Raw genomic sequence first — 24,711 nt, 5'->3', positions numbered from 1 at the left:
CGAGAAGATCGCCTTACCTCGGATATAACAGGAGTCAACAGAGAAGTTCGCTGGATAACTGGCGTGAAGTGGCTCAGTTTTGTAACGTGTTCTAGTGAACGAGGAGGGTTCGGGATGGCGATCAACCCCAAGGTGAGGGAACTCGACGTCGGTGCACCGCCGACGAGGTTCGCACGCGGCTGGCATTGTGTCGGTCTCGCGGCGACGTTCCGCGACGGCAAACCGCACGCGGTCGAGATCTTCGGTACCAAGCTCGTCGTGTGGACCGATACCGACGACCAGATCCGCGTGCTCGATGCCTACTGCAGGCATATGGGCGGCGATCTGAGCATGGGCACGGTGAAGGGCGACGACATCGCCTGCCCGTTCCACGACTGGCGCTGGGGCGCGAGCGGAAAGTGCACCGCGATTCCGTACGCGCGCCGCGTTCCGCCGCTGGCCCGCACCAGGAAGTGGACCACGCTCGAGCGCAACGGCCAGCTCTACATCTGGCACGATCACGAGGGCAACGAACCGCCCTCGGAGGTCACGATCCCGTATATCGAGGGTCCGTACACCGATGAACAGGGCAATCCGACCGAGACCCATAACAGCGGCTGGACCGACTGGACGTGGGACTCGTTGCTGATCGAGGGCGCCAACTGCCGCGAGATCATCGACAACGTCGTGGACATGGCGCACTTCTTCTACATCCACTACGCCTTCCCGACGTTCTTCAAGAACGTCTTCGAAGGGCATGTGGCGACGCAGTTCCTGGAGACCAAGGGTCGTCCCGACGTCGGCATGGCCGCCAAGCACGGCGGTGACACGCTGCTGAAGTCGGAGGCGTCCTACTTCGGACCGTCCTACATGATCAATCCGCTGGTGAACATCTACAGCGGGTACGAGATCAAGGTCCAGCTGATCAACTGTCACTACCCGGTCAGCCAGGATTCGTTCGTGCTGCAGTGGGGCCTGAGCGTCGAGAAGCCCAAGGGTCTCCCCGACGAGGCCGCGAAGAAGCTGGCCGACACGATGGCCAAGTTCTTCGGCGACGGCTTCCTGCAGGACGTGGAGATCTGGAAGCACAAGTCCAAGGTCGAGAACCCGCTGCTCTGCGAGGAGGACGGCCCGGTCTACCAGCTGCGCCGTTGGTACGACCAGTTCTACGTCGACGTCGCCGACGTCACCGAGAAGATGACCCAGCGCTTCGAATTCGAGGTCGATACGACCAAGGCGAATCAGGCGTGGGAGGCCGAGGTGGCGGAGAACCTGCGCCGCAAGGCCGAGTCCGAGGAAGCGGGCGTGTGATGAGTTCCAGGTCGGGCGAGCCGCAAAGGTCCGGCGATCCGTCGCGGCCCGCTCCGACCTGGGCCAAGGCACCCGATTTCGCTGATCAGCCCGTGCGACGGGCCGCAGTGCAGGCGCAAACCGTGGTCGACAAACAGCACTACCTCGACTCGGGCATGACGCCACTGCGGTGCCAGACATGTTCGGCGCAGGTGCTGGTGCGCAAGGCGAGCGCGCACCAGACCTCGGTGCAGTGGACCGACCGGCCCGACGCGCACTGCCCGATCTTCGCGCAGTTGACCGCGCACGGTGCGCGGCCGGGTCGGCCGGAATCGTGTCCGTCACTGGAGAAGTCGATCAAGTGGGCGGTCGATGAGGGCGTCCTCGAGGTCGGCGAATAGTCAGCTGAACGGTGTGTGCGGGCGATCCTGTCGCACACCGTCCAGGTAGATGTCGACCTTCTCGTTGTAGAAGCACGCCAACCCGGCCACCTTCTGGCTCTCCGGCAGCGGCGTGCGATAGATCCAGACGACGTCCGGGTGATCGGTGTCGCCGACCCGGACATTCCAGTAGTCCGCGGTGCCCTTGTACGGGCAGCTGGTGTGGGTGTCGGACGCGGTGAGCAGATCCATCCGGACATCGGTCAGCGGCAGGTAATACCGTGCGGGCAAACCGGTTTCGAACAGAATGCGCGGCGAGTGCGAGTCCGCCACGGTGACTCCGTCGATCTCCACCCGCACATGTCGCGAGCTGCCGAGGATGTCCACGCGCGAATACGGATCGCGGGGATGGACGAACACCTGCTCGTCTTCCTCGAACCAGTCGAAGGCGGCGATATCCAGTCGCACAGCGTCTTTCAGTTCCGTGAGCGGTGAGTCGAGGTAGCGCAGCGCAGCGCCCTCGGCCCGCAGGCCCTCGACCGCCACGTCGTATCCGGTCGAGTCGCCGCGGCTGGGGGAGTGCTCGGTGATCCCGTTCGGGTCCAGGTCGGCGCGCACGTCGGTGAGCGGCACGTAGTAGGTCGGGTAATACGGGACTTCCCAGACCAGCAGCGGCCGCACGGTGTCGGCCACCAGCTTCCCGCGCAGATAGACCCGCACCCGCTTCTGTCCCGTTTCCACCTTGACGCGCCCGCGTCGGTTCTCGGCCATGGCATCGACGCTACGCCCGAGACAGCGAATCGCCCCTGATACTCGTGGTACCAGGGGCGATTCGGGTGCACCGGCGGGGAGGGGTCAATCGCCGACGGTGATGGCCTGTGCTTCCTCGACGGAGTGCGGGGCGGGGTCGTGATCGTCGATGTGGGCGAGCGCGCCGCGCCCGAGGAACAGCACCGCCACCGCGGCGGCGGTGAAGGCCGCGCCGAGCCAGAACGGCAGCGACATATTGTGCTCACCGAGCTTGCCCGCCACCCACGGCGCCGCCGCGCCGCCACCGAATCGCACGAAGCTGTAGGCCGCCGACGCGGTCGAGCGCTCGACCGGCGCCGAGATCATCACGGCCTCGGTGATCAGTGTGTTGTTCACGCCGAGGAACGCACCGGCGATCACGACGCCGACGATCAGCACGATCTTGTGCTCGGTGAACATCCCCATCACGGCCAGATCGATCGCGAACAGGGCCAGCGAGAGGGCCATCATCGGCAGCGAACCGAAGCGCGCCTGCAGTTTCGGGGCGAGGAACACCGAGGACAGGGCGAGCAGGATGCCCCAGCCGCAGAAGATGAAGCCGATCGCGTAGGTGCCCATGTCCAGCGGGAACGGGGTGAACGCGAGCAGGGTGAAGAACCCGAAGTTGTAGAGCAGCGCGGTGATGCTGACGGTCAGCAATCCCTTGTGCCGCAACGCCTTGAACGGCGCGGTGATCGAGGTCGGATGCGCCGGTTTCGGCATCTCGGGCAGCAGCACGATGATCGCGATGAAGGCGACGGCCATCAGCACCGACACTCCGAAGAACGGTCCGCGCCAGCTGATGCCACCGAGCACACCGCCCAGCAGCGGGCCGGTCGCGATGCCGATACCGAGCGCGGCCTCGTAGAGGATGATCGCCTTGGCGACGCCGCCGGTGGCCGCGCCGACAATGGTGGCCAGCGCCGTCGCGATGAACAGGGCGTTGCCGAGGCCCCAGCCCGCGCGGAAGCCGATGATCTCGCCGATGCTGCCGGACATGCCGGCCAGCGCGGCGAACACGATGATGATCGCCAGCCCGGACAGCAGCGTCTTCTTCGCCCCGAAGCGGCTCGAGATCACGCCGGTGACCAGCATGGCGACACCGGTCACGGCCATGTAGCTGGTGAACAGCAACGACACCTGGGACGGCGTCGCGTTCAGCTGTTCGCCGATCGGCTTGAGAATGGGGTCGACGAGGCCGATGCCCATGAACGCGATCACGCTGGCGAAGGCGACGGCCCAGACAGCCTTGGGCTGGCCGGATGGGGAAGTGGCTGCGGCAGTGTTGTCGCGAGTCAACTGGGGGATGCTCACTGGCGCTCCTGTTGCTTCACTGATGACCGCGGGCAACCGAGCGGAGGGCTGTCAGCAGGTCGTTCATGTCGGTGTCGAGACGGATCAGCCGGTCGAGATCGAAATCGGCGAGTCCGGGTGCCATGGCGGCGGCGAACGCGCGCCTGGCCTCGGTGAGTCGGGACCGGCCGGCCGGGGTGAGCTCGACGAGCGCTGCCCGGGAATCGTGCGGGTCCTTGGTGCGGGTGGCGAATCCGTCGGTGACGAGTCGACCGATCAGCGCCGTTGCCGCCGGTTGGGAACATCTGTCGATCCGAGCGAAATCGCTCACCCGCAGACCGCCGTGCTCGTCGAGCACGGCCAGGGCCCGCAGGACCGCGCGGGGCAGATCGTCGTTGCTGATCGCCCCGGCCAGTCGGGTGAGCCGACCAGCAGTGACCAACAGGTCGACCACGATGTCGTCCGCGGATGGCTGCGGTGTCTGCTTCACGAGGTTTAATATTACATAAGCTAACTATCTAAATCCAGTGGGGATCCGGGCCCGAGGCCGGTGAAGTGACGCACAGCATGCCGAAAGCCCTGGCCGCGGGGCTGCGGCCAGGGCTTTCGGTGAATATCGGCTAGGCCGCGACCGGGCGCCTGCCGGTGCCGAACAGCTCGGCGGTGGCGTGGGCCCGCTTGAAGTAGAGGTGGGCGTCGTGCTCCCAGGTGATGGCGATGCCGCCGTGCAGCTGGATGGTCTCGGCCGCCACCGTGGAGAAGGTCTCGGTGCAGTGCTTGCGCGCGACCCAGGCATCCTCCGCGGCCGACGGGCTGTTCTCGGCGACTGCCTGGGCAGCGGCCAGCGCCGCCGATTCGGCCGACTCGACCAGCACGTACATATCGGCCATCCGGTGTTTGAGCGCCTGGAAGCTGCCGATCGGGCGTCCGAACTGCACGCGCGATGCCGTGTACTCGACCGTCATCTCGAGGCAGTGCCTTGCCGCTCCGACCTGCTCGGCCGCCAGCGCCGCCCAGGCGATTTCGCGCAACCGGCGGCGCAGCGTCGCGGGGTCGCCGGTGCCGATCCGGGTGGCGGGGGCATCGGTGAAGGTGATGGTGGCGAGTTTGCGCGTGGGGTCGAGCGCGGGGGTCGCGGTGACGACCACGCCGGGGGCGTCGGCTGTGGTCTCGAACAGCCCTTCGTCGGTCAGTACCAACAGCAGGTCGGCCTGCGCACCGTGCAGCACGTAATGGGCCGCGCCGCTGAGCTTCCCCTCGGTCACGCCGACGCCGAGCGAATCCCAGCCGTTGGCATCGGCCCAACACAGGGCCGCGGTGCGCGACCCGTCGGCCAGGTCGGGCAAGAGTCGGGCGCAGGACGGTTCGTCGTCGGCCAGCAGGATCGCCTGCACCCCGAGCACCGCCGACCCGAGCATCGGCACCCCACTCAGCGTCCGTCCCAACTCGCCGACCACCATGAGTGATTCGACGAGGCCTGCCCCCGCGCCACCCCACTCCTCCGGCACCGCGAGCGCGGCCACACCGACCTGCTCGCACAGCATCCGCCACAACTTCGGGTCGTGCCCGAGGTCGGTGTCCATCGCGGTACGCAGCGCGGCCGACGTCGCGTGCTTGCCGAGCAGGGCCCGCACGGAGGTCCGGAATTCGAGTAGTTCATTCGATGACATGGAGTTCCTCGTAAGGCTCGGTGATGGCGCGGTGTTCGGCCTGGGTCGGCGGTGGCATCGCGGTGTCAGCTCGTGGCTGCAGCGGGTTCGGCGGCGCGTAGGGCGTCGGCGATCCTGCCCCGATGGAAATCGGCTGTGCCCCAGGCAGTGCGCAGGGCGGCGACCTTGGTGAGCCACAGCGACAGGTCGAACTCCGCGGTGTAGCCGATGGCACCGTGCACTTGGAGCCCGGCGCGCGCCGCGCGATGAGCAGCGTCGCCGCAGGTCACCAGGGCTGCCGAGACATCGCGAGCGCGGTCGGCGGAATCCAGGGTGAGCGCCGCGCGGTACACCAGCGGCTCGGCCAGATCCAGCGCGATCAGCACATCGGCGAGTTGCTGCTTCACCGCTTGGAATTCACCGATAGCGCGACCGAACTGCTTGCGCTGCTTGGCGTACGAGGTGGTCTGCTCGAGAATCGAGCGGCCCGCGCCGAGGAGCTGCGCGGCACAGGCGAGAACGCCGATGTCGAAGGCGTAGTCGATGGCGGCTTCGACCTCGGGACCCTCGGCGATCAGTTCGTCGGCCGTGACGCGAAACAGCTTGCGGGCGGGGTCGATCGAGGTCACCGGCTCCGTTGTCGCGTCCCGGCCGGAGCCGGCCGGCAGACCGAGCGTCAGCCGACCGTCGGTGGCGACGAGTACCGGCTCGGCGATATCGGCGTCGAGAGCGATGCCGCGCTGCGGCTCGAAGGTGACGGTGCCGAGCGCGTCGCCGCTCGCGAGCGCGGGCGACCACCGCTGCGCCGAAGCGTCGTCCGGAAGGCGTTGCAGCAGAGCTGGAATGACGGCAGCCGACTCGATCACCGGGCCGGGGACAGCGCCACGACCCAGTTCGATCAGCGCGACGACGAGATCGACCGTGGTCGCGTCCGCCCCGTCGTACTTCTCGTCGACGATCAAGCCGAAGACGCCCATCTCGGCGATCTGCCGCAGCAGCGCGCGGCCCTTGGCGGGGTCACCGTCCGCCCAGGCACGCACCGCGGCGGGCGCCTGGCCTGCCTCGAGGATCTTGCGCAGCTCGGCGGCGAAGTCGAGCTGTTCGGTACTGAGCGCGAATCTCATCGCAGGCCTCCTGAGTAGAAATGCACGTTCATCGCTTGCTCTCGCGGGGCAGGCCGAGGATGCGCTCGGCGATGATGTTGCGCTGGATCTCGTTGGTGCCCGCGTAGATCGGGCCGGAGAGCGAGAACAGATAGCCATCGGTCCAGTTGCTGCGCTGCTCGGCGGCCGTACCGAGCAGGTCGAGCGCCGTCTCGTGCATGGCGATGTCGAGTTCGGACCAGTACACCTTGGTGATCGACGATTCCGCGCCGAGTTGGCCGCCGTCGGTGAGGCGAGTGACGGTGCCGAAAGTGTGCAGCCGGTAGGACTCGGCGCCGAGCCAGGCGTCGACCACCGAGTTCCTGGCCGCGGTATCGCTCGGGTCGGCAGTCTCGCGCCACAGCTCGACGAGCCGCTGCGCGGTGGCGCTGAACCGCCCCGGGCTGCGCAGCGAGAGGCCGCGTTCGTTCGACGAGGTCGCCATCGCGACGCGCCAGCCCTCGTTCACCCCGCCGATCACATCGTGGTCGGGCACGAAGACATCGTCGAGGAAGATCTCAGCGAAGCCGGGTTCGCCGTCGAGCTGGGGGATCGGGCGCACGCTCACGCCTTCGGCGGTGAGCGGGAACATCACGTAGGTGAGTCCGTGGTGGCGCTGGGCCTCGGGATCGCTGCGGAACAGGCCGAACGCCCAATCGGCGAAGGACGCACGCGAACTCCAGGTCTTCTGGCCGTTGAGCAGCCAGCCGCCTTCGGTGCGTCGAGCGGTCGAGCGCAGGCTCGCGAGGTCGCTGCCCGACTCCGGCTCCGACCAGGCCTGCGCCCAGATGTCGTCACCACGGGCCATGCGCGGCAGGATCCGCGCGAGCTGTTCGGGGGTGCCGTGCTCGAACAGGGTCGGCGCGAGCAGGAAGATGCCGTTCTGCGCGACTCGCCCCGGTGCGCCTGCGGCGTAGTACTCCTGCTCGAACAGCACCCATTCCAGGATCGACGCGTCACGCCCGCCGAACTCGCGCGGCCACGAGACGGCGGACAGCCGCGCCTGCGCCAGCTTCGCCTCCCATTCCCGGTGCGCGGCAAATCCTTCCGCCGTGTCCATCGACGGCAATGGTTCGGCGGGAACATTGGCGGCGAGGAACTCGCGCACCTCCAGCTGGAATTCCCGGGCAGCCGGGTCGATCTCGAGATCCACTTACTTCGTCCCGTTCTGTTCGGCGGAGGTGGCGGCGCCCTTCATCGAGCGGGCGTTCATCCCGCCGAGCGAATCGGCGCCGACCTCGGCATTGTGCGCGTGTGCGAAATGATGCAGGCCGAAGACAGAGTCCATGCCGGAGCGCATGCCCATCAGATCCTCGGCCTGGTTGACAGCCTTCTTGGTGAGCGCGAGCCCGAATTGCGGCATGGCGGAGATCTTCTCGGCCAGGCCCATCACCTCGGCCTCGAGCTCGTCGCGCGGCACGACCCGGTTGACCATGCCCCACTCCTTGGCCTGCGCCGCCCCGAACCGGTCACCGGTGAACAGGAACTCCTTGGCCGCGCGCGGACCCATCACCCACGGATGCGCGAAGTACTCCACGCCCGGAATGCCCATCCGGACCACCGGATCGGAGAAGAACGCGTCGTCGGAGCAGACGATCAGATCGCACACCCAGGCCAGCATGAGCCCGCCCGCGATGCACGCGCCCTGCACCATCGCCACCATCGGCTTGGGGATTTCCCGCCAGCGCCTGCACATGCCGAGATACACCTCGGACTCGCGCGCGAACCGCTGATCGCCGCCGAGGCGGTCGAGGTGGTCCCACCACAGCGCGGCCTTGTTCTCGTAGTGCGCATCGTGGTCGCGACCCGGCGTGCCGATGTCGTGCCCGGCGCTGAAGTGTTTCCCGTTGCCCGCCAAGACGATCACCTTGACCTCGGGATCCTCGACGGCCCGCACGAAGGCGGCGTCGAGGGCGTAGGTCATCTTCGAGTTCTGCGCGTTGCGGAAGTCGGGCCGGTTCATGGTGACGACGGCGACCGGTCCACGCACCTCATAGGTGACGACCTCGGCCTCGGTTTCGGGACTCACGACTTCTCCTCACGTAGCTCACGCTTGAGCACCTTGCCCGCGGCGCTGTAGGGCAGCTGGTCGCGGAACTCGACGAGCCTGGGCACTTTGAAATTCGCCAACTGACCCGCGGCGAAGGCGATCACCTCGTCGGCGGTCAGCGTGGATCCGGCCCTGCGGACCACGACGGCCTTGCCGACTTCGCCCATCCGCTCGTCGGGCACGCCGATCACCGCGGACTCGGCGATACCGTCGAGCCTGGCCAGGGTCTGTTCGATCTCGGCGGGATAGACGTTGAATCCGCCGGTGATGTACATGTCCTTGAGCCGATCGGTGATCTTCAGGTAGCCGCGCTCGTCGACGATGCCGATGTCGCCGGTGTGCAGCCAGCCCTCGGCGTCGATGGCCTCGGCGGTGGCCTCGGGATCGTCGAGGTAGCCGAGCATCACGTTCGGTCCGCGCAGCAGCACCTCACCGGCGTCGGACAGGCGCAGCTCGAAGCCCGCGATCGGTCGTCCACAGGTGTTGGCGATGGTGGCGGCGTCGTCCTCGGGGCGGCACATGGTGCCGAAACCGGCCGTCTCGGACAGGCCGTAGGCGGTAATGACCACCTCGAAGGCGAGGTCGTCGCGCATGCGCTCGATCAGGACCACCGGCACGGTCGCCGCGCCGGTCACCGCTACCCGCAGCGAGGTCAGCGCACGGTCGGCGCGCTGTGGATGCTCGAGGATGGTCTGGTAGATCGTCGGGGGACCGGTGAGCACGGTGATCTGCTCGGACTCGATGAGCGCCAGTGCGGCGGGCACGTCGAAGGTGGCCTGCGGCACGATCGTGGCCCCGGTGACCAGGCACGCGAGAATGCCCGCCTTGTACCCGAAGTTGTGGAAGAACGGCGGGATCACCAGGTAGCGGTCGCCCACGCGCAGAGTCGAGCACTCGACCCACCCGCGCACCACATCCAGGGCCTGCCGGTGCGCGACGAGCGTGCCCTTGCTGCGGCCGGTGGTGCCGGAGGTGAACAGGATGTCGGAGATGTCGTCGGGGGAGACCTGGGCGGCCCGCTCCTCGCCGACCGCTTCGGACACGGTCGCGGCCTGTTCGAGCAACTCGTCCCACGTGAGGGTCGTGGGTGTGGGCGCCCCCGCGGCGCGGGCCGGTTCGTCTCCGATCGGGATCACGACGACGGTCCCGATGCCCAGTTCCGGTGCCGCCGCCGCCAGTTCCGTCGCTCGATCGCGACCGAGGAAAGGACCGGCGACGAACAGAGCCTTCGCATCGACGCGGGCCAGCACATCGACGGCCTCGGCCGCCACGTACCGGGTGTTCAGCGGCACCAGCGCGGCCCCGACAGAATGCGCGGCCAGGGCGGCGATCACCCAGTGATAGGTGTTCGGCGCCCACATCGCGACCCGGTCGCCAGGGGAGATGCCACGGGCGATCAGGGCGCGGGCGGCCACCCGGACCTGGTCGAGCAGCTCGGTCCAGTCCAGGCGGATCGCGCCGTCGATCAGGGCAGGCTCGTGCGGATGCGCCGCTGCGATGTGTCGCAGCGCCTGCGGAGTGGTTTGTGCAGGGGGTGTCACGGGGTCCTCACCGTTGTGCGGTTCGCTGTTCTTCCGAAGCAGCTAACAAAGCAAGTGCTTGGTAGGTTATCCTACCGAGGTGGGCGTGATCCAGACCTCAGATTCCGATACCGCGACTTCCGACGCGGAGTTTCGCGCGGAAATACGCGATTGGCTCGCCGAGAATCTTTCGGGCGAGTTCGCTGACCTGCGCGGCACCGGTGGACCCGGCCGCGAGCACGAATTCTTCGAAGAGCGATTGGCGTGGGACCGACACCTCGCCGCGGCGGGCTGGACCTGCCTCGGCTGGCCGGTCGAATACGGCGGTCGCGGCGCCAGCGTGCGTCAGCAGGTGATCTTCCACGAGGAATACGCCAAGGCCGACGCGCCCGCTCGGGTCTCGCATGTGGGCGAGGAACTGCTCGGCCCCACCGTGCTCGCCTTCGGTACCGATGAGCAGAAGAAGCGCTTCCTGCCGGGCGTGCGCTCGGTCGGCGAACTGTGGTGCCAGGGCTATTCCGAGCCCGGCGCCGGCTCCGACCTGGCCGCCGTCGTGACGACCGCGCGCCTCGACGGCGACAAGTGGGTGATCAACGGCCAGAAGATCTGGACCTCGCTCGCGCACGTCGCCGACTGGTGCTTCGTCATCGCCCGCACCGAGCGCGGCTCGAGCCGTCACAAGGGCCTGTCCTATCTGCTGGTCCCGATGAACCAGCCGGGCATCGAAGTGCGGCCGATCGAACAGCTCACCGGCACCTCCGAATTCAACGAGGTCTTCTTCGACGATGCCGTCACCGACGCGGACCTGGTGGTCGGCGCGCCGGGCGACGGCTGGCGAATCGCGATGGGCACGCTCACCTTCGAGCGCGGCATCTCCACCCTCGGCCAGCAGATCCGCTTCGCGCGTGAACTCTCCGACATCGAAGACCTGGCCCGGCGCACCGGCGCCGCCGACGACCCGCTGATCGCTGATCGCCTCGATCGCGCCTGGGTGGGACTGCGGGTGCTGCGCGCGCACGCGCTGCGCACCATGAGCGAGGACCACGACGACGCGGGCGGGGCCTCCGTGTCGAAGTTGTTGTGGGGCAACTGGCATCGCGACCTCGGTGAACTGGCGATGGCCGTGCAAGGCGCGGTGGGCCTGCTCACCGGCCCCGACGACATGACCGCATGGCAGCGGCTGTACCTGTTCAGCCGCGCCGACACGATCTATGGAGGTTCGAACGAAGTGCAGCGCAACATCATCGCCGAGCGGGTGCTCGGTCTGCCGCGAGAGGCGCGCCCGTGACCGAGCAGAATTCCCCGCTGTCGGTCGCTCCGGCGCCGATCCCCGGGCACGGCCTGCTGACCGGCCGCAAGGCCGTGATCACCGCGGCGGCGGGCACCGGTATCGGTTCGTCCACCGCGCGCAGGCTTCTCCAGGAAGGCGCCGATGTCGTCGTCTCCGATTGGCACGAACGGCGGTTGACCGAAACCGCCGAGCTGCTCTCGAAGGATTTCCCGGAGCGCACGGTCGGTGCCGTGGTGTGCGACGTCCGCGCCACCGGGCAGGTCAACCAGCTGATCAGCGCGGCCGCCGAGGAACTCGGCCGGATCGACATCATGGTCAACAACGCCGGCCTCGGCGGTGAGACCCCGGTGGTCGACATGACCGACGAGCAGTGGGACCAGGTTCTCGACATCACCCTCACCGGCACGTTCCGTTGCACCCGGGCCGCTCTCGGCTACTTCCGTGGCGCGGGCCACGGCGGCGTGATCGTCAACAATGCCTCGGTGCTGGGCTGGCGTGCCCAGCACGGCCAGGCGCACTACGCGGCCGCGAAAGCGGGCGTGATGGCGCTGACCAGGTGCAGCGCGGTCGAAGGCGCCGAATTCGGCGTGCGGATCAATGCCGTCGCGCCGAGCATCGCCCGTCATCCGTTCCTCGACAAGGTGAGCTCGGCCGAGTTGCTCGACTCGCTCAGCGAGCGCGAGGCCTTCGGTCGCGCCGCCGAACCGTGGGAAGTAGCGGCGACGATCGCCATGCTGGCCAGTGACTACACCTCGTATCTGACCGGCGAGGTTGTCTCGGTGAGCAGTCAGCGCGCATGATCGCCGTGGCGGGTAACCCTGAACCAAGCAAGTGCTTGGTTGTACGATGACGGGTGTGACCGCACCCGACACCGTGAAACGCACCCGCCGCGCTGAACTGCTCGGTCTCGCCGCCGACCTGTTCGCCGAACGTGGACTGCGTGCCACCACGGTGCGCGACATCGCCGACTCGGCGGGCATCCTCTCCGGCAGCCTCTACCACCACTTCGATTCCAAGGAATCGATGGTCGACGAGATCCTGCGCGGCTTCCTCGACGACCTGTTCGGCCGCTACCGCGAGATCGCGGCCGCCGGCCTGAGCTCGCGAGACACGTTGGAGTCCTTGGTGATCGCCTCCTACGAGTCGTTCGACCGGCATCACGCCGCCGTCGCGATCTACCAGGCCGAGGCGAAGAACCTGCGCGATGTCGAGCGCTTCGGTTACATCCGCGACTTCAACACCGAGTTCCGCGAGCTGTGGCACCGCGTGCTCGCCGCCGGCGTCGCCGACGGCAGCTTCCGTGCCGAACTCGATGTGGAACTGGCCTTCCGCTTCCTGCGCGACACCGTGTGGGTCGCGGTGCGCTGGTACACCCCCGGTGGCCCGATCACCGTGCAAACCCTTGCTCAGCAATATCTCACCATCGTGCTCGACGGGCTGACCGTGCCCGAGGGCACCGCGAAATAGGAGTTCCAACATGACCGCATCCGCCGAGCGCCGTCCCTACGCCCCGCTACGGGAGGCCTATGTGATCGATGCGGTACGTACCGCTGTCGGCAAGCGCGGTGGCGCGCTGGCCGAGGTGCACTCCGCCGATCTCGGCGCCGCCGCGCTGCGTGGCCTGGTCGAGCGCACCGGCATCGACCCGGCCGTCGTCGACGACGTGATCGTGGGCTGTGTCGACAATCTCGGTCCGCAGGCGGGCAATATCGGCCGCACCATGTGGCTGGTCGCCGGCTACCCCGAAGAGGTGCCCGGCGTCACCGTCGACCGGCAGTGCGGTTCCAGCCAGCAGGCGATCAACTTCGGCGCGCAGGCCATCATGAGCGGCACCGCCGAGGTCATCGTGGCAGGCGGCGTGCAGAACATGAGCGCCATCCCGATCGGCGCCGCCATGATCGCGGGCAAGCCCTACGGCTTCGAGTCCTCGTTCATCGGCGCGAAGGGCTGGGACTCGCGCTACGGCACCGGTGAGGTCTCCCAGTTCAAGGGCGCGGAGATGATCGCCGAGAAGTGGGGCATCAGCCGCGAGGACATGGAGCGCTGGGCGCTGCAGAGCCATCAGCGCGCCAAGACCGCCATCGCCGAGGGCCGTTTCGACAACGAGATCGTGCCGGTCGGCGACTTCACCGTCGATCAGGGTCCGCGTGAGACCAGCCTGGAGAAGATGGCGACGCTGCAGCCGCTGTCGGAGGGCAGCCCGCTCACCGCGGCGGTCGCCAGCCAGATCTCCGACGGCGCCAGCGCCACCCTGCTCGCCTCCGAGTGGGCGGTCAAGGAATACGGCCTGACCCCGCGTGCCCGCATCCACCACGTCAGCGCGCGCGGCGCCGACCCGATCTTCATGCTGAGCGCACCGATCCCGGCCACCCAGTGGGCGCTGGAGAAGACCGGCCTGACCATCGACGACATCGACGTCATCGAGATCAACGAGGCCTTCGCCCCGGTGGTGCTGGCCTGGATCAAGGAGATCGGCGCCGATCCGGCGAAGGTGAACGTCAACGGTGGCGCCATCGCGCTCGGCCACCCGCTCGGCGCGACCGGCGCCAAGCTGTTCGCCACGCTGCTCAACGAGCTCGAGCGCGTGAACGGCCGCTACGGCCTGCTCACCATCTGTGAAGGCGGCGGCACGGCCAACGTGACGATCATCGAGCGTCTGGACGCCGACAAGAAGTAGCTCCGCACTACGAAAAGTGGTGGTCCTCGGCGTATTTCGCCGGGGACCACTCTTCGTTCACCACCAGTGGGTCGCCACATCCCAGCGCCGCAGCGTGTCGGGCACCTCCGGTCTCGGCGAGGGTGATTCATCCCACCTATGATGGCTTGGTGAAGGTGCTCGGTGCATGCCCGCTCGACTGCCCCGACGCGTGCTCGTGGGTGGTGACCGTCGAGGACGGGGTGGCCACAGGGCTACGAGGGAACAAGCAACACCCGGTCACGCGCGGTGCGCTGTGCGTGAAGGTGAACCGCTATCTCGAGCAGGTCGGCGCGCCGGATCGGCTCAGGTATCCGATGCGCCGGGTCGGGCCGAAGGGGTCGGGGCGGTTCGAGCGGATCAGCTGGGACACCGCGCTCGACGAGATCGCCACCCGGGTCACCGGCATCATCGACGAGTTCGGTGGTGAGGCGGTCTGGCCGTTCCACGGCACCGGCAGCCTGGGCTATATCCAAGGGCTGGAAGGCTTTCCGGGGCGCAGGATGTTCAACCTGCTCGGCGCGTCGCACCACGCGCCGACCATCTGCTCGGTCGCGGGCGGCGCGGGCCTTCGCTACACCCTCGGCACCTCCGGCGGCATGGATCCCGAGGACTTCGCGAAGTCGAAGCTGATCCTGCTGTGGGGCACCAATCCGCTCAGTTCCGGGCACCACCTGTGGAAGTTCATCCAGGACAGCGGCGCCTACCTGGTCTCCATCGACCCCATCCGCACCAAGACCTCCGAGCGCTGCGACGAACACCTCGCGCCGTTGCCCGGCACCGACGCGGCGCTGGCCCTCGGGTTGCTGCACGTGGTGGTGTCGCTGGACGCGCAGGACACCGAATTCATCGCCGAGCACACCGAGGGCTGGCCCGAATTCCGTGACCGTATCGAGGAATACACGCCCGAACGCGTCGCCGCGATCACGGGCCTGCGGGAAGAACAGATCGTCGCGCTCGGTGAGCGGATCGCCCGCACCAGGCCGACCGCAATCCGCGCCTCGCAAGGTATGCAGCGACACGCGGGCGGCGGTATGGCGCTGCGGGTACTCGGCTGCCTGCCCGGCGTGACCGGCGACTGGGCGATACCCGGTGGGGGACTGCACTATTCGACGAGTGGGCACTTCCGCCTCGACGAGGCCGCGCTGCGTCGCGACGACCTGCTGCCGCGACCGGTCCGCACCCTGTCGATGACCCGGCTCGGCGAAGCCCTGCTCGAGACCGACGGTCCGCCGGTCAAGGCGCTGTTCGTGATCGGGGCGAATCCGGTCGGCTCGAACCCCGACCAACGTCGCGTGATCGAGGGCCTGTCCCGCGAAGACCTGTTCACCGTGGTCCTCGAGCACTTCGGGACCGACACCGTCGACTACGCCGACATCGTCCTGCCCGCCACGATGCAGCCCGAACACCTCGACGTGCTCGCCGGTTACGGGCACCTCTATCTGATCTGGAACGAACCGGCCGTCGAGCCGCCCGGCGAATGCCTTTCCACCACAGAGACTTTCCGTCGACTCTCGCGGCGCTTCGGTCTCACCGAGCCCGCGCTCTACGACTCCGACGAAGAACTGGCCAGACAACTGCTGAAAGGCCACGACCTCGAACGTCTCAGGGCCGACGGATTCCTGAAGGTACAGGCAGGCCCGGTTCCCGCGGGGAAGCTCCAGTTCGTCTCCGCCAGAGCGGAACTGGCCGGTCACGACGCGCTACCGGCCTACACCCCGCCCGCCGACCCCGGCGAGGGCCTGGTGCTGATCTCCGCCGCCTCGCACTACTTCCTGAACACCACCTTCGGCTCCAACCCCGAATTGCGACGTCGCGCCGGCGAATCCAGCATCACACTGCATCCCGACGACGCCTCCGCACGCGGTATCGCCGATGGCGCCGCGGTGATCGTGTCCAACGCCCGCGGTTCCTTCGAGGCCGTCGCCGAGGTATCGGACCGGGTCCGGCCCGGCGTCGCGGGCACGACCAAAGGTCGCTGGGCCAAGTTCACCGGCGGCGCGACCGTGAATGCCACGATCGCCGAACGTGATTCGGACTACGGAGGCGGCGCGGTCTTCCACGACAATCGCGTCGAGGTCGCGCTGCGATAGTTTTTCGCCGGGGGCGTCACGGACAACAGCGAAAAGCGCCGGACCCGGGCGCGCCTTGTGGGCGTCGCACCTGGTCCGGCGCTCTGATCACCCGGCGAACTCGACGGACGCTCCAGGCCGTCGAGTCGGGGGCGAGCTTCGACCGGTCAGCGCGCTTCGGCGGCGGGCTCGCTGGTCAACGCGCTCACCGCGGCGATCCGGGCCACCGCGTCGGCGACGATCTGTTCGACCAGTTCGGCCACGGTCGGCAAGCTGTCGATGATGCCGGTGACCTGGCCCGCGGGCAGTACGCCCGCGTCGGTGCGACCCTCGACGAGACCGGCCTTGGTCAGCATCGCCGAGTTCGCCGCCATCACGACCTGAGACCAGCTGAGGTCCTTGGTCTTTCGCATCGCCAGGCCGTCGCGCATCAGCGTGGACCACTTCATGCCGGTCATGCTCTTGAACTTGGCGGCGTTGCTCACCGCGGCCGACAGCCCGCGCCAGCCGCCGGAGTGTTCCAGCTTCTCGACCAGCTCGGTGTTGAGCATCCGGTGCGGCATGCCGTCGACCTTCACCGACACCACCGTGTCCTGGAGGCCGCGGGCCAGGTACTCCTGCTTCACCGCCTCGGGGACGGTGCTCTCCTGGGTGAGCAGGAAGCGGGTGCCCATCGCGACGCCCGCCGCGCCGTAGGACAACGCGGCAGCCAGACCGCGACCGTCGAAGAAGCCGCCCGCCGCGATCACCGGGATGTCGACGGCGTCGAGCACCGACGGCAGCAGCAGGGTGGTGGCGACCGGTCCGGTGTGCCCGCCGCCCTCACCGCCCTGCACGATCACCGCGTCGGCGCCCCACGAGGCCACCTTCACCGCGTGCTTGGCCGCGCCGATCGACGGAACGACCACCACCCCGGCGTCTTTGAGCCGAGCGATGAGTTCCTTCTTCGGCGCCAGCGCGAACGACGCGACCCGCACCTGCTCACGGATGAGCAGTTCGATGCGTTCGGGAGCGTCGGTGGCATCGGCGCGGATATTCACGCCGAAGGGCTTGTCGGTGAGCGACTTGGTCTTGGCGACCGCCGCCTCGAGCTCCTCGAAAGTCATGGTCGCCGAGGCGAGAATGCCGAGTCCGCCCGCGTTGGCGGTGGCCGCGACCAGGCGGGGACCGGCGACCCAGCCCATCCCGGTCTGCACGATGGGATGCTCGATCCCGACCAACTCGGTCAGCGGGGTCCGCAAGCGCGCGCTCATGCCGCTACTTCCTTCTCCCGGAAACCCTTGGGATCGAGCACGGTTCGGATGATCCGCAGCTCTTCCTCGGTCGGCAGCCTGGTCTCGCCCGCCGAACCCAGCTCGGCGATCTCGAAGGAGGTGTTCTCCGCGACCTCGGCCGGGCTCACGCCCGGGTGCAGCGACAGTGCGCGCAGGGTGTGGTCGGGACCGTTGAAGTCGAACACGCCCAGGTTGGTCACCACGCGGTGCAGGTGATGGAAGCGGTAGGCGGGATTCTCGGGATCGATGCGGTCGTAACCGATTCCGGAGATGATGTCGACCTTGTCGACGAACACCCGGTTGTTGTGCCGGGGCACGAAGTAGCTGGTCGCGTGGTTGATGGTGTTGCCCGGCGCGCCACGCACACCGAACATCTGCCTGGTCGGCTGCTGGAGCGGACCGAAGGCCGACAGGTTCTGGTTGCCGAACCGGTCGATCTGGTTGGCGCCCATCACCACATGGCGACGGCCCGAGGCGACCACGTCGAACACCCGGGAGAACGGAATCCAGCCCTCGACAGGGGCTTTGGCGCCGATCGCCGGTACCTCGGCGAAGAACAGCGCCTCGCCGTCGGAGAGCAGCAGGTCGGGTTCGAAGGTGAGCCGGGCCAGCCGGGCGCCGATGGTGGTGACCGTCGACATCGGACTGGCCATGATCTCACCGGCCCCGCGGAAGATTTCCGCGGCGGCGACGACGCAGACCTCAGCACGAGTAATAGTCATAGCTTCTGCTCCTCAGCGAACGCGGCCACGGCGGACTGGTATTCCTCTTCGGAGACATCCAGGTAGCGAGCCTTGAACTCGGCCCACGACTCCGGCGTCTTCGCGGCGGCCACATAGTGCTTCTGAAACTTCTCGTCCCGCCCGTAGCTGCCGGAGAAGGTGAAGTGCGCGCCACCGGGCGACTCGACCACACCGTCGACCAGCATGCGGTTGAGGATGATCGACTGCTGCGGAACGGCTTTCACCAGTTCCTCGGTCTCGACGAGGCGATCCACCGAGACATAGCGACGCTCCGCCGCCAGGCAGTACAGATCGTCGAAGTACGGATCGACGCCCGTGTAGGCCGCGTTGCCGTGCTTGTCGGCCAGATCCAGGTGCACGAACGACGCGTCGAGATTCAGCGCCGGCATCGCGACCAGGGTCTCGACGCGACCGTCGGCGGCGGGATACGGCGACGCGACGGTCTTCAGCTCGCCCTCCCAGAAGTCGAGCACGGCGGATCCGAGCCCGGCCCGGATCGGCAGGAACGGTAGTCGCGCCGCGGCCGCTTGCAGCCCGCACTTCACCATTCCCTCGTCCATCTCGCGCACGGTGATCGCGCCCTCGGTGCGCGCCTTCGCGAACCACGGGTCGTAGAACGGCGCAGAATCCAGCGACACGAACCCGTAGTACGCCTTGCGGACCTTGCCCGCCGAACACAGCAGGCCCAGGTCGGGGCCGCCATAGGTGACCACGGTCAGGTCGGTGACATCGGAGCGCAGCAGCGCGCGCACCAGCGCCATCGGCTTGCGCCGCGAACCCCAGCCGCCGATCCCGATGGTCATGCCGCTGCGCAGCTCACCGACCACCTCGTCGAGGGTCATTCTCTTGTCGCGCATGGCTTTCAGCTCTCCTTCTTCTGCGCGGCGAGATCGTCGTCGAAGCGCGCCCTGATCTCGTCGGCGACCCCGGCGAGGTTGAGCTCCATCGTGAAGCCCTGTTCGTAGCGGTAGGAACGGTGTACGTCCTGCACGTCGATGCCGTTGAGCGCGCGTTTGGCGGCCCGGATCACGCGGCCGTCCTTGTTCGCGATGTTCTTGGCGACGTCCATCGCGGCGGCGTCGAGCTCGGCGCGCGGCACCACCTTGTACACGGAGCCGAAGTGGTGCAGCTGCTGGGCGGTGAGTTTGCCCGCGGTGTAGAACATGGTGCGCATCAGGTGCTGGGGGACCAGCCGAGACAGATGCGTTGCGGCGCCGAGCGCGCCACGGTCCACTTCGGGCAGGCCGAAGGTGGCGTCGTCGGAGGCGACGATGACATCGGAGTTGCCGACCAGGCCGATGCCGCCGCCGAGGCAGAAGCCGTTCACCGCGGTGACCACGGGCACCTCACAGTCGTAGACCGCGGCGAAGGCGTCGAAACAGCCGTGGTTGGCGCGGATCAGCGCGGTATGGCCGACGTCGGCGTTCATCTCCTTGATGTCGACGCCCGCGTTGAACCCGCGGCCTTCCGCGCGCAGGACGACCACCCGGGTCTCCTGATTACGGCCCGCTGCTCTGACGGCGTCGGCCAGTGCGAACCAGCCGTCCGAGGGCAGGGCGTTGACCGGCGGATAGTCGACTGTGACGACCTCTACCCCGTCGGCTTCGGTGTGACGGTTAATCCCCATCGCGATGTCTCCTCGTGCGCGCCCCGGCGAACCCGAGACAAAGCAAGCAATTGCTTGGTAGGTTAACACGGTGGCTGTAGAAATCGACCTTTCCGAGCAGATCGTTCTGGTGACGGGCGGCGTACGCGGCGTCGGCGCCGGAATCAGCCGGGCCTTCCTCGCCGCGGGCGCGACGGTGCTGACCTGCGCGCGCAGACCGGCCGACGAACCGATCACGGCAGGCGGCCGCAACACCGAGCACCTCACCTGCGATGTGCGCGACGCCGACGTGGTCGCGGCGATGTTCGCCGAGATCCTCGCCAGGTACGGCCGGGTCGATCATGTGGTGAACAACGCCGGTGGCGCCCCGTTCGCGATGGCCGAGGCCGCGAGCCCCAAATTCCACGCCAAGATCGTGGAGCTGAATCTGCTCGCGCCCCTGCTGATCTCCCAGCAGGCCAATGCGCTGATGCAGAAGCAGGACGCGGGCGGCTCGATCGTGATGATCACCAGCGTCAGCGGGCACCGGCCCTCGCCGGGCACCGCCGCCTACGGTGCGGCCAAGGCGGGCCTGGACAATCTGGTCTCCTCGCTGGCAGTCGAGTGGGCTCCGAAGGTCCGGCTCAACTCCGTCGTCGTCGGCCCGGTGGAGACCGAACTCAGCCACCTGCACTACGGCGACGCCGAGGGAGTGGCGGCCGTCGCGAAAACCGTCCCCCTCGGCCGCCTCGCCAGCCCCGCCGACGTCGGCAACGCCGCCCTCTTCCTGGCCTCACCCCTGGCCGCCCACATCACCGGCGCCGCCCTAGTCGTCCACGGCGGCGGCGAACGCCCTGCCTTCCTCGACGCCGCCAATGCGAACAACTAGCCGCCGATGCGAACCCTCAGTAGTCACCTCGTCTAGCGACTGAACGTCCCCCACCTGCCGCAACCAACGCCACCCGCCCAACCCAACCACCACGATTTTCGGCCGCCTCGCATCCGAAGGGCGAGACGGAACGCCGAAGGCGCAGTATCGCCCTTCGGATGTGAGGCCCACAGGGCCGAAAATCCCGCGGCGCCAGCCGCCAATAAACACAGGAGTGCAATATGGACGACCAGTCAATTTGCGCCGGCCGCACGGTAATCGTGACCGGCGCCGGAAGAGGAATCGGCCGCGCCCACGCCCTGGCCTTCGCAGCAGCAGGCGCCCGCGTGGTGGTCAACGATGTCGGCACCGCACTCGACGGCGCCGCGACCACGGAAACCCCCGCTCAGCAGGTTGTCGACGAGATCGTCGCCGCCGGTGGCGAGGCCGTCGCCAACTACGACGACGTCGCCGACTGGGAAGGCGCTCGCCGCCTGATCCGCCAGGCCGTCGACACGTTCGGCGGGCTCGACGTGCTGGTCAACAACGCCGGCTTCGTGCGCGACCGCATGCTGGTGAACCTCGGCGAGGACGAGTGGGACGCGGTGGTTCGCGTGCACCTCAAGGGCCACTTCGCCACCATGCGGCACGCGGCCGAGTACTGGCGGGCCGAATCGAAGGCGGGCCGTCCGGTGGACGCCCGCGTGATCAACACCAGCTCCGGCGCCGGTCTGCAGGGCAGCGTCGGCCAGGGCAACTACGGCGCGGCCAAGGCGGGTATCGCGGGCCTCACACTGACCGCGTCGGCTGAGTTCGGCCGGTACGGCGTGACGGTGAACGCCATCGCCCCCGCCGCCCGCACCCGGATGACCGAGACGGTCTTCGCCGACACCATGTCCGCTCCCGACGCGGGCTTCGACGCGATGGCTCCGGAGAACGTCTCGCCGCTGGTGGTGTGGCTCGGCAGCACCGAATCCGCCGGGGTGACCGGCCGGATGTTCGAGGTAGAGGGCGGAAAGGTCGCACTGGCGCAGGGCTGGCTCCATGGCACTCCGGTCGATCGTGGCGCTCGCTGGAACCCTGCCGAGCTGGGTCCGGTCGTCAAGGAACTGATCGAGAAGAGCACTCCGCCGGAGCCGGTTTACGGCGCGTAGCTAACTCTGAGGCGCAGGCCGGGGAAAAGTCCCCGGCCTGCGCCTATGGCATGTCACCTACGTCTAGGGGGCTGGATGACTCTTGCTCTCTTCTGCGGGGCTGAGGCCCTGGGTTTACTATGGGCTACTGTTCGTCGATCCCGGAATGTGTCGCGACCGGGGGTTAGTGCTGCGCTGAATAACTAAGGGGATGATCTAGCGCATGGCCATTGGTCGCATGTTGCGCGTGTTTGCCGCTGCGAGTGTCCTGGTCGGCTGTGCGCTCTTAGGGCCCGCTGTCGCGATGGCCGCCCCGGAAAAACCGCCCACACCTGCGCCGCAGGCGCCCGACACCGGAAGCAGTGGGCAGGGCAACGGCAACCCGCAGTCAGGCGCCTCGATCGCGGACGAAGGCGAATGGGCCCCCCTCGCCATCCCGGGCCAATCGAGCGATGATCTCCCCAAGAAGGAAGTCGCGGGCCCACTTTCCGGCTCGGCCGCCGTCGGCTCCGCCGCGGCAGGCACGGGCTCGGCAGCCGCGGGCATTGTCCTCGGCACCGGTTCGGCCGGGCTCGGCGTGCTGCTCGGCACCGGGTCGGCGGGCCTGGGCGTAGTACTCGGTACGGGCTCCGCAGGCGCGGCCGCCATCCTCGGCACCGGTTCGGCAGGTGCGGCAGCGGTTCTCGGTACGGGTTCGGCAGGTGCGGCAGCGGTTCTCGGTACGGGTTCGGCAGGAGCCGCCGCGGTTCTCGGCACGGGTTCGGCCGCGGTCGGCTCGGCCGCCGCGGGTACCGGTTCCGCCGCACTCGGCGCGGGCTCAGCTGTCCTCGGAACAGGTTCTGCCGCAGTCGGTTCTGCCGCAGTCGGTTCCGCGGGGGTAGGTTCCGCGGGCGCGGGTTCGGCCGCCGTCGGCTCGGCCGCGGTCGGTTCGGCGGCCGTCGGTTCGGCCTCGCCACTGCTGCTGCTCCTGATCCCGATCCCCTCGGTCCCGGCCGCACCGGCTCTGCCGTCGATCACGATCCCCGCCGCACCGGCGATCCCCGGTGTTCCAAATGTGGCTGTGGCAGTGCCTGTTCCGGCAGCCGTGCCACCCGCGGCGCAGGCCCCCGCGGCGCCGCCCGCCGCGGCCGCACCGGCGCCGGCGGCCAAGCCGAACCACGAGTTCAAGCCGACCAGCGACAACAGCGCCCTGCCCGAACCCGAGCTGCTGTCGGTGATCGGCGGCCTGATCGCGCTGACCCTCGCCGCGACCGGTTCGGGCGCAGTGAGTTTCCAAGGTGCCGCGGCAGCCCAAGCGCGGGTGAACGCGGCGCGTGCCGAGTTCTTCGGACCGAGGTCGTGAGGGGATCTTCGATGAGTAAGAGCAAGACCCAGAGCACCTCCCGGTCCTATCGCCGCGTCGCCGCCGCCGTCGACGCGGTGTGCGCGGTCGCCGCCGACTTCGACGCCACCACCCTCGACGAGGTGGTCCACGCCATCTCGCTGGAGCGGCAACGCGAAATCGAAATAACCAGTGCGAACCTGGGCCCCGGCGTGTGCGGTCAGCGCCGGTTCTATCCCGAGCGCGACATCATCGTGCTCGCCGACGCACTCCCCAGTCGCGATCACACCCTCGCGCACGAACTCGGCCACATCGTCTTCGACCACGAGGGCGCGCCCGCGGTGGAGACGACCCTCGAAGTCAGCGACGACCTGATCGCCTACATGCTCAGCCAGCGCGCCCACGCGCAGATCGTCGACGACGGCGCCGACGATCTCGCCGAGTGGGAAGCCGAGACCTTCGCGGCGATGCTCATGACGCGACTTCGCGTATTCAGCAACCGGGGCGCAGGCGTCTCGGTCCTTCGATTCGATGAGGCGCTCGGATGACACTCTGGTTGACAGCCCTGCTGGTCTGGGTTGCCGCGGGTGCGCGAGTGGGTCGCGTGCTGGTGAAGCCCGCGACGACCGCCCGCGTGGCCATCGTCGTCGCGGTCGCCGCCGTGGCGCTCGCGGTCACCGCCGCCATTCCGGAGATGGCCGTCGCCATCGACAACCTGATGAAGGGTGGGGTGCACAGCGGCTGGCTGTCCACTGGCATCGTCATCTCGGCCTGGATCCTGTTCACCACGGCCACCTCGGTGGTGGCCTCGGCCGCGTGGCCGGTGGTCTCGCGGCGCAACCTGCGCCAGGTCGCGATGATCGTGTACGGCATCGGCGCGGTGGCGATCGCGATCACCCTGGCGTGGTCGTTCACCTTCGGCTGGGTCGCGGTCGCGCTCGGCGCGGTGTTCATCGTGACCACCGGTCTGCGCAATCTGGACTGGACCATCCTCGGTCGCGGCATCGCCATCTACATCACGGGCACCGCGCTGGTCGCGGTGCTCGCCGTGGCCAATGTGGGCCGCGCCCTCCAGGACGCCGCGCCGACGCCGCCCGACGAACCGCTGTGGGGATGGGTCGCGTGGGAGATCGCCGCGCTGCTGATCGCACTCGGCGCCGTGTCGATCGTGATCGAGCTCTGGTGGCGGGCCAAGGTCCTGCTGCGCCGGATCCGGCCGCTGCACCAGCTGATGGTGGGTCGGTTCCCCGAGGTTGTCGCGCCCGAGCAGAACGCCACTTCGGCACAGCTGAAGGCTTCCGATCACATGGCTCAGGTGATGGACGCGCTGTATCTGCTCTCGGGCAGCGGCATCGTCATCCCGGCGGCAGGCGAGCCGCCGAACTCGGTGCCGAAGCGGGCCGCGGTGGTGGCCGAGTGGGCGCGAAATCCGTTGGGGGACTTGTTCGTCGACGCGCGCTGGATCGCTCCGCCGCCCGGCATCAGCCCCCGCGGCTGGGTGCTCGCGCTCGCGAATCAGTACGAGAGCGCGGTGTCTGACGCGAAGTCGGCACCGCAGAACGCCGCTACGTCGAGCTGACCGCTCAACGCAAAAAACGGGCCTGAGCTGGTGATTTCCACCGTCTCAGGCCCGTTGT

The 24,711-nt window shown here is 68.2% G+C and carries 24 protein-coding genes; 12 read left to right on the top strand and 12 right to left on the bottom strand.

Annotated elements, in window-relative coordinates; genetic code table 11:
• Positions 1-114: 114 nt before the first annotated feature.
• Together NS1_RS07385 and NS1_RS07380 are read left to right on the top strand one after the other, a co-directional pair.
• On the top strand, positions 115-1,290 hold the full coding sequence (locus NS1_RS07385) for a 3-ketosteroid-9-alpha-monooxygenase, oxygenase component (protein ID WP_062982777.1): 1,176 nt from the start codon (positions 115-117) through the stop codon (positions 1,288-1,290).
• Complete coding sequence (locus tag NS1_RS07380) at positions 1,290-1,670, top strand: hypothetical protein (protein WP_056818908.1); 381 nt, start codon at positions 1,290-1,292, stop codon at positions 1,668-1,670. The genes NS1_RS07385 and NS1_RS07380 overlap by 1 nt, the downstream gene beginning before the upstream one ends.
• Here the strand turns inward: NS1_RS07380 and NS1_RS07375 are convergent, their stop codons facing one another.
• The 8 genes from NS1_RS07375 to NS1_RS07340 all read right to left on the bottom strand — a co-directional run bounded on the left by NS1_RS07375 (position 1,671) and on the right by NS1_RS07340 (position 10,113).
• Entirely contained in the window at positions 1,671-2,420 is a 750-nt protein-coding gene (locus NS1_RS07375; RefSeq protein WP_062982776.1) for a DUF427 domain-containing protein, read from the bottom strand.
• An 84-nt stretch (positions 2,421-2,504) separates the two neighbouring features.
• Positions 2,505-3,752 (bottom strand): MFS transporter, encoded by a 1,248-nt coding sequence (locus tag NS1_RS07370; RefSeq protein ID WP_084503572.1) that lies wholly within the window; start codon positions 3,750-3,752, stop codon positions 2,505-2,507.
• Positions 3,753-3,768: 16 nt separating this feature from the next.
• Positions 3,769-4,221, bottom strand: a complete 453-nt coding sequence (locus NS1_RS07365) for a MarR family winged helix-turn-helix transcriptional regulator (RefSeq protein ID WP_062982775.1) — start codon at positions 4,219-4,221, stop codon at positions 3,769-3,771.
• Between the two features lie 130 nt (positions 4,222-4,351).
• The gene (locus NS1_RS07360) at positions 4,352-5,401 is read right to left on the bottom strand and encodes an acyl-CoA dehydrogenase family protein (protein WP_062982773.1); all 1,050 of its coding nucleotides are present in this window, start codon (positions 5,399-5,401) and stop codon (positions 4,352-4,354) included.
• Between the two features lie 65 nt (positions 5,402-5,466).
• The gene (locus NS1_RS07355; protein WP_062982771.1) at positions 5,467-6,504 is read right to left on the bottom strand and encodes an acyl-CoA dehydrogenase family protein; all 1,038 of its coding nucleotides are present in this window, start codon (positions 6,502-6,504) and stop codon (positions 5,467-5,469) included.
• 28 nt (positions 6,505-6,532) lie between these two features.
• A complete protein-coding gene (locus tag NS1_RS07350) occupies positions 6,533-7,675 on the bottom strand; it encodes an acyl-CoA dehydrogenase family protein (protein WP_062982769.1) in 1,143 nt (380 codons plus the stop codon).
• Positions 7,676-8,551 carry an enoyl-CoA hydratase gene (locus tag NS1_RS07345; protein ID WP_062982767.1) on the bottom strand — a complete coding sequence of 292 codons (876 nt, stop codon included), beginning with the start codon at positions 8,549-8,551 and terminating at the stop codon, positions 7,676-7,678.
• Positions 8,548-10,113: a FadD3 family acyl-CoA ligase gene (locus NS1_RS07340; RefSeq protein ID WP_062982764.1), complete on the bottom strand. Its 1,566-nt coding sequence runs from the start codon at positions 10,111-10,113 to the stop codon at positions 8,548-8,550. Before NS1_RS07340 ends, NS1_RS07345 begins: the two co-directional genes overlap by 4 nt.
• A gap of 79 nt (positions 10,114-10,192) precedes the next feature.
• On the opposite strand from NS1_RS07340, the gene NS1_RS07335 reads away from it, so the two are divergent.
• The 5 genes from NS1_RS07335 to NS1_RS07315 all read left to right on the top strand — a co-directional run bounded on the left by NS1_RS07335 (position 10,193) and on the right by NS1_RS07315 (position 16,171).
• The gene (locus tag NS1_RS07335; RefSeq protein ID WP_084503571.1) at positions 10,193-11,380 is read left to right on the top strand and encodes an acyl-CoA dehydrogenase family protein; all 1,188 of its coding nucleotides are present in this window, start codon (positions 10,193-10,195) and stop codon (positions 11,378-11,380) included.
• Positions 11,377-12,183, top strand: a complete 807-nt coding sequence (locus NS1_RS07330) for an SDR family oxidoreductase (protein ID WP_062982762.1) — start codon at positions 11,377-11,379, stop codon at positions 12,181-12,183. The genes NS1_RS07335 and NS1_RS07330 overlap by 4 nt, the downstream gene beginning before the upstream one ends.
• A 46-nt stretch (positions 12,184-12,229) precedes the next feature.
• Positions 12,230-12,850: a TetR/AcrR family transcriptional regulator gene (locus NS1_RS07325; protein WP_062982761.1), complete on the top strand. Its 621-nt coding sequence runs from the start codon at positions 12,230-12,232 to the stop codon at positions 12,848-12,850.
• A gap of 10 nt (positions 12,851-12,860) precedes the next feature.
• Complete coding sequence (locus tag NS1_RS07320) at positions 12,861-14,060, top strand: acetyl-CoA C-acetyltransferase (RefSeq protein WP_062982760.1); 1,200 nt, start codon at positions 12,861-12,863, stop codon at positions 14,058-14,060.
• Between the two features lie 149 nt (positions 14,061-14,209).
• On the top strand, positions 14,210-16,171 hold the full coding sequence (locus NS1_RS07315) for a molybdopterin-containing oxidoreductase family protein (RefSeq protein WP_062982891.1): 1,962 nt from the start codon (positions 14,210-14,212) through the stop codon (positions 16,169-16,171).
• Between the two features lie 146 nt (positions 16,172-16,317).
• Here the strand turns inward: NS1_RS07315 and NS1_RS07310 are convergent, their stop codons facing one another.
• From NS1_RS07310 to NS1_RS07295, 4 genes are read right to left on the bottom strand one after another with little or no spacing between them, the layout of a single operon-like run.
• The gene (locus NS1_RS07310) at positions 16,318-17,403 is read right to left on the bottom strand and encodes an NAD(P)H-dependent flavin oxidoreductase (protein ID WP_056818888.1); all 1,086 of its coding nucleotides are present in this window, start codon (positions 17,401-17,403) and stop codon (positions 16,318-16,320) included.
• A complete protein-coding gene (locus NS1_RS07305) occupies positions 17,400-18,146 on the bottom strand; it encodes a CoA-transferase subunit beta (protein ID WP_062982759.1) in 747 nt (248 codons plus the stop codon). Before NS1_RS07305 ends, NS1_RS07310 begins: the two co-directional genes overlap by 4 nt.
• The gene (locus tag NS1_RS07300; RefSeq protein ID WP_062982758.1) at positions 18,143-19,033 is read right to left on the bottom strand and encodes a CoA transferase subunit A; all 891 of its coding nucleotides are present in this window, start codon (positions 19,031-19,033) and stop codon (positions 18,143-18,145) included. The genes NS1_RS07305 and NS1_RS07300 overlap by 4 nt, the downstream gene beginning before the upstream one ends.
• Positions 19,030-19,794 (bottom strand): enoyl-CoA hydratase family protein, encoded by a 765-nt coding sequence (locus tag NS1_RS07295; RefSeq protein WP_056818882.1) that lies wholly within the window; start codon positions 19,792-19,794, stop codon positions 19,030-19,032. Before NS1_RS07295 ends, NS1_RS07300 begins: the two co-directional genes overlap by 4 nt.
• A 70-nt stretch (positions 19,795-19,864) precedes the next feature.
• Between NS1_RS07295 and NS1_RS07290 the strand changes: the two genes are divergently transcribed.
• The 5 genes from NS1_RS07290 to NS1_RS07270 all read left to right on the top strand — a co-directional run bounded on the left by NS1_RS07290 (position 19,865) and on the right by NS1_RS07270 (position 24,653).
• Positions 19,865-20,641 (top strand): SDR family oxidoreductase, encoded by a 777-nt coding sequence (locus NS1_RS07290; RefSeq protein WP_062982757.1) that lies wholly within the window; start codon positions 19,865-19,867, stop codon positions 20,639-20,641.
• A 221-nt stretch (positions 20,642-20,862) separates the two neighbouring features.
• The gene (locus tag NS1_RS07285) at positions 20,863-21,774 is read left to right on the top strand and encodes an SDR family oxidoreductase (RefSeq protein WP_062982756.1); all 912 of its coding nucleotides are present in this window, start codon (positions 20,863-20,865) and stop codon (positions 21,772-21,774) included.
• A gap of 202 nt (positions 21,775-21,976) precedes the next feature.
• Positions 21,977-23,095 (top strand): hypothetical protein, encoded by a 1,119-nt coding sequence (locus NS1_RS07280; protein WP_157125123.1) that lies wholly within the window; start codon positions 21,977-21,979, stop codon positions 23,093-23,095.
• Between the two features lie 11 nt (positions 23,096-23,106).
• On the top strand, positions 23,107-23,622 hold the full coding sequence (locus tag NS1_RS07275) for an ImmA/IrrE family metallo-endopeptidase (RefSeq protein ID WP_056818874.1): 516 nt from the start codon (positions 23,107-23,109) through the stop codon (positions 23,620-23,622).
• Positions 23,619-24,653 (top strand): hypothetical protein, encoded by a 1,035-nt coding sequence (locus NS1_RS07270; RefSeq protein WP_062982752.1) that lies wholly within the window; start codon positions 23,619-23,621, stop codon positions 24,651-24,653. Before NS1_RS07275 ends, NS1_RS07270 begins: the two co-directional genes overlap by 4 nt.
• The last annotated feature ends 58 nt before the right edge of the window (positions 24,654-24,711 follow it).

It is taken from the genome of Nocardia salmonicida NBRC 13393, from assembly GCF_001613085.1.
GTDB classification, from domain to species: Bacteria; Actinomycetota; Actinomycetes; order Mycobacteriales; family Mycobacteriaceae; genus Nocardia; species Nocardia salmonicida.
This window is presented reverse-complemented; position numbering and strand designations above follow the sequence as displayed.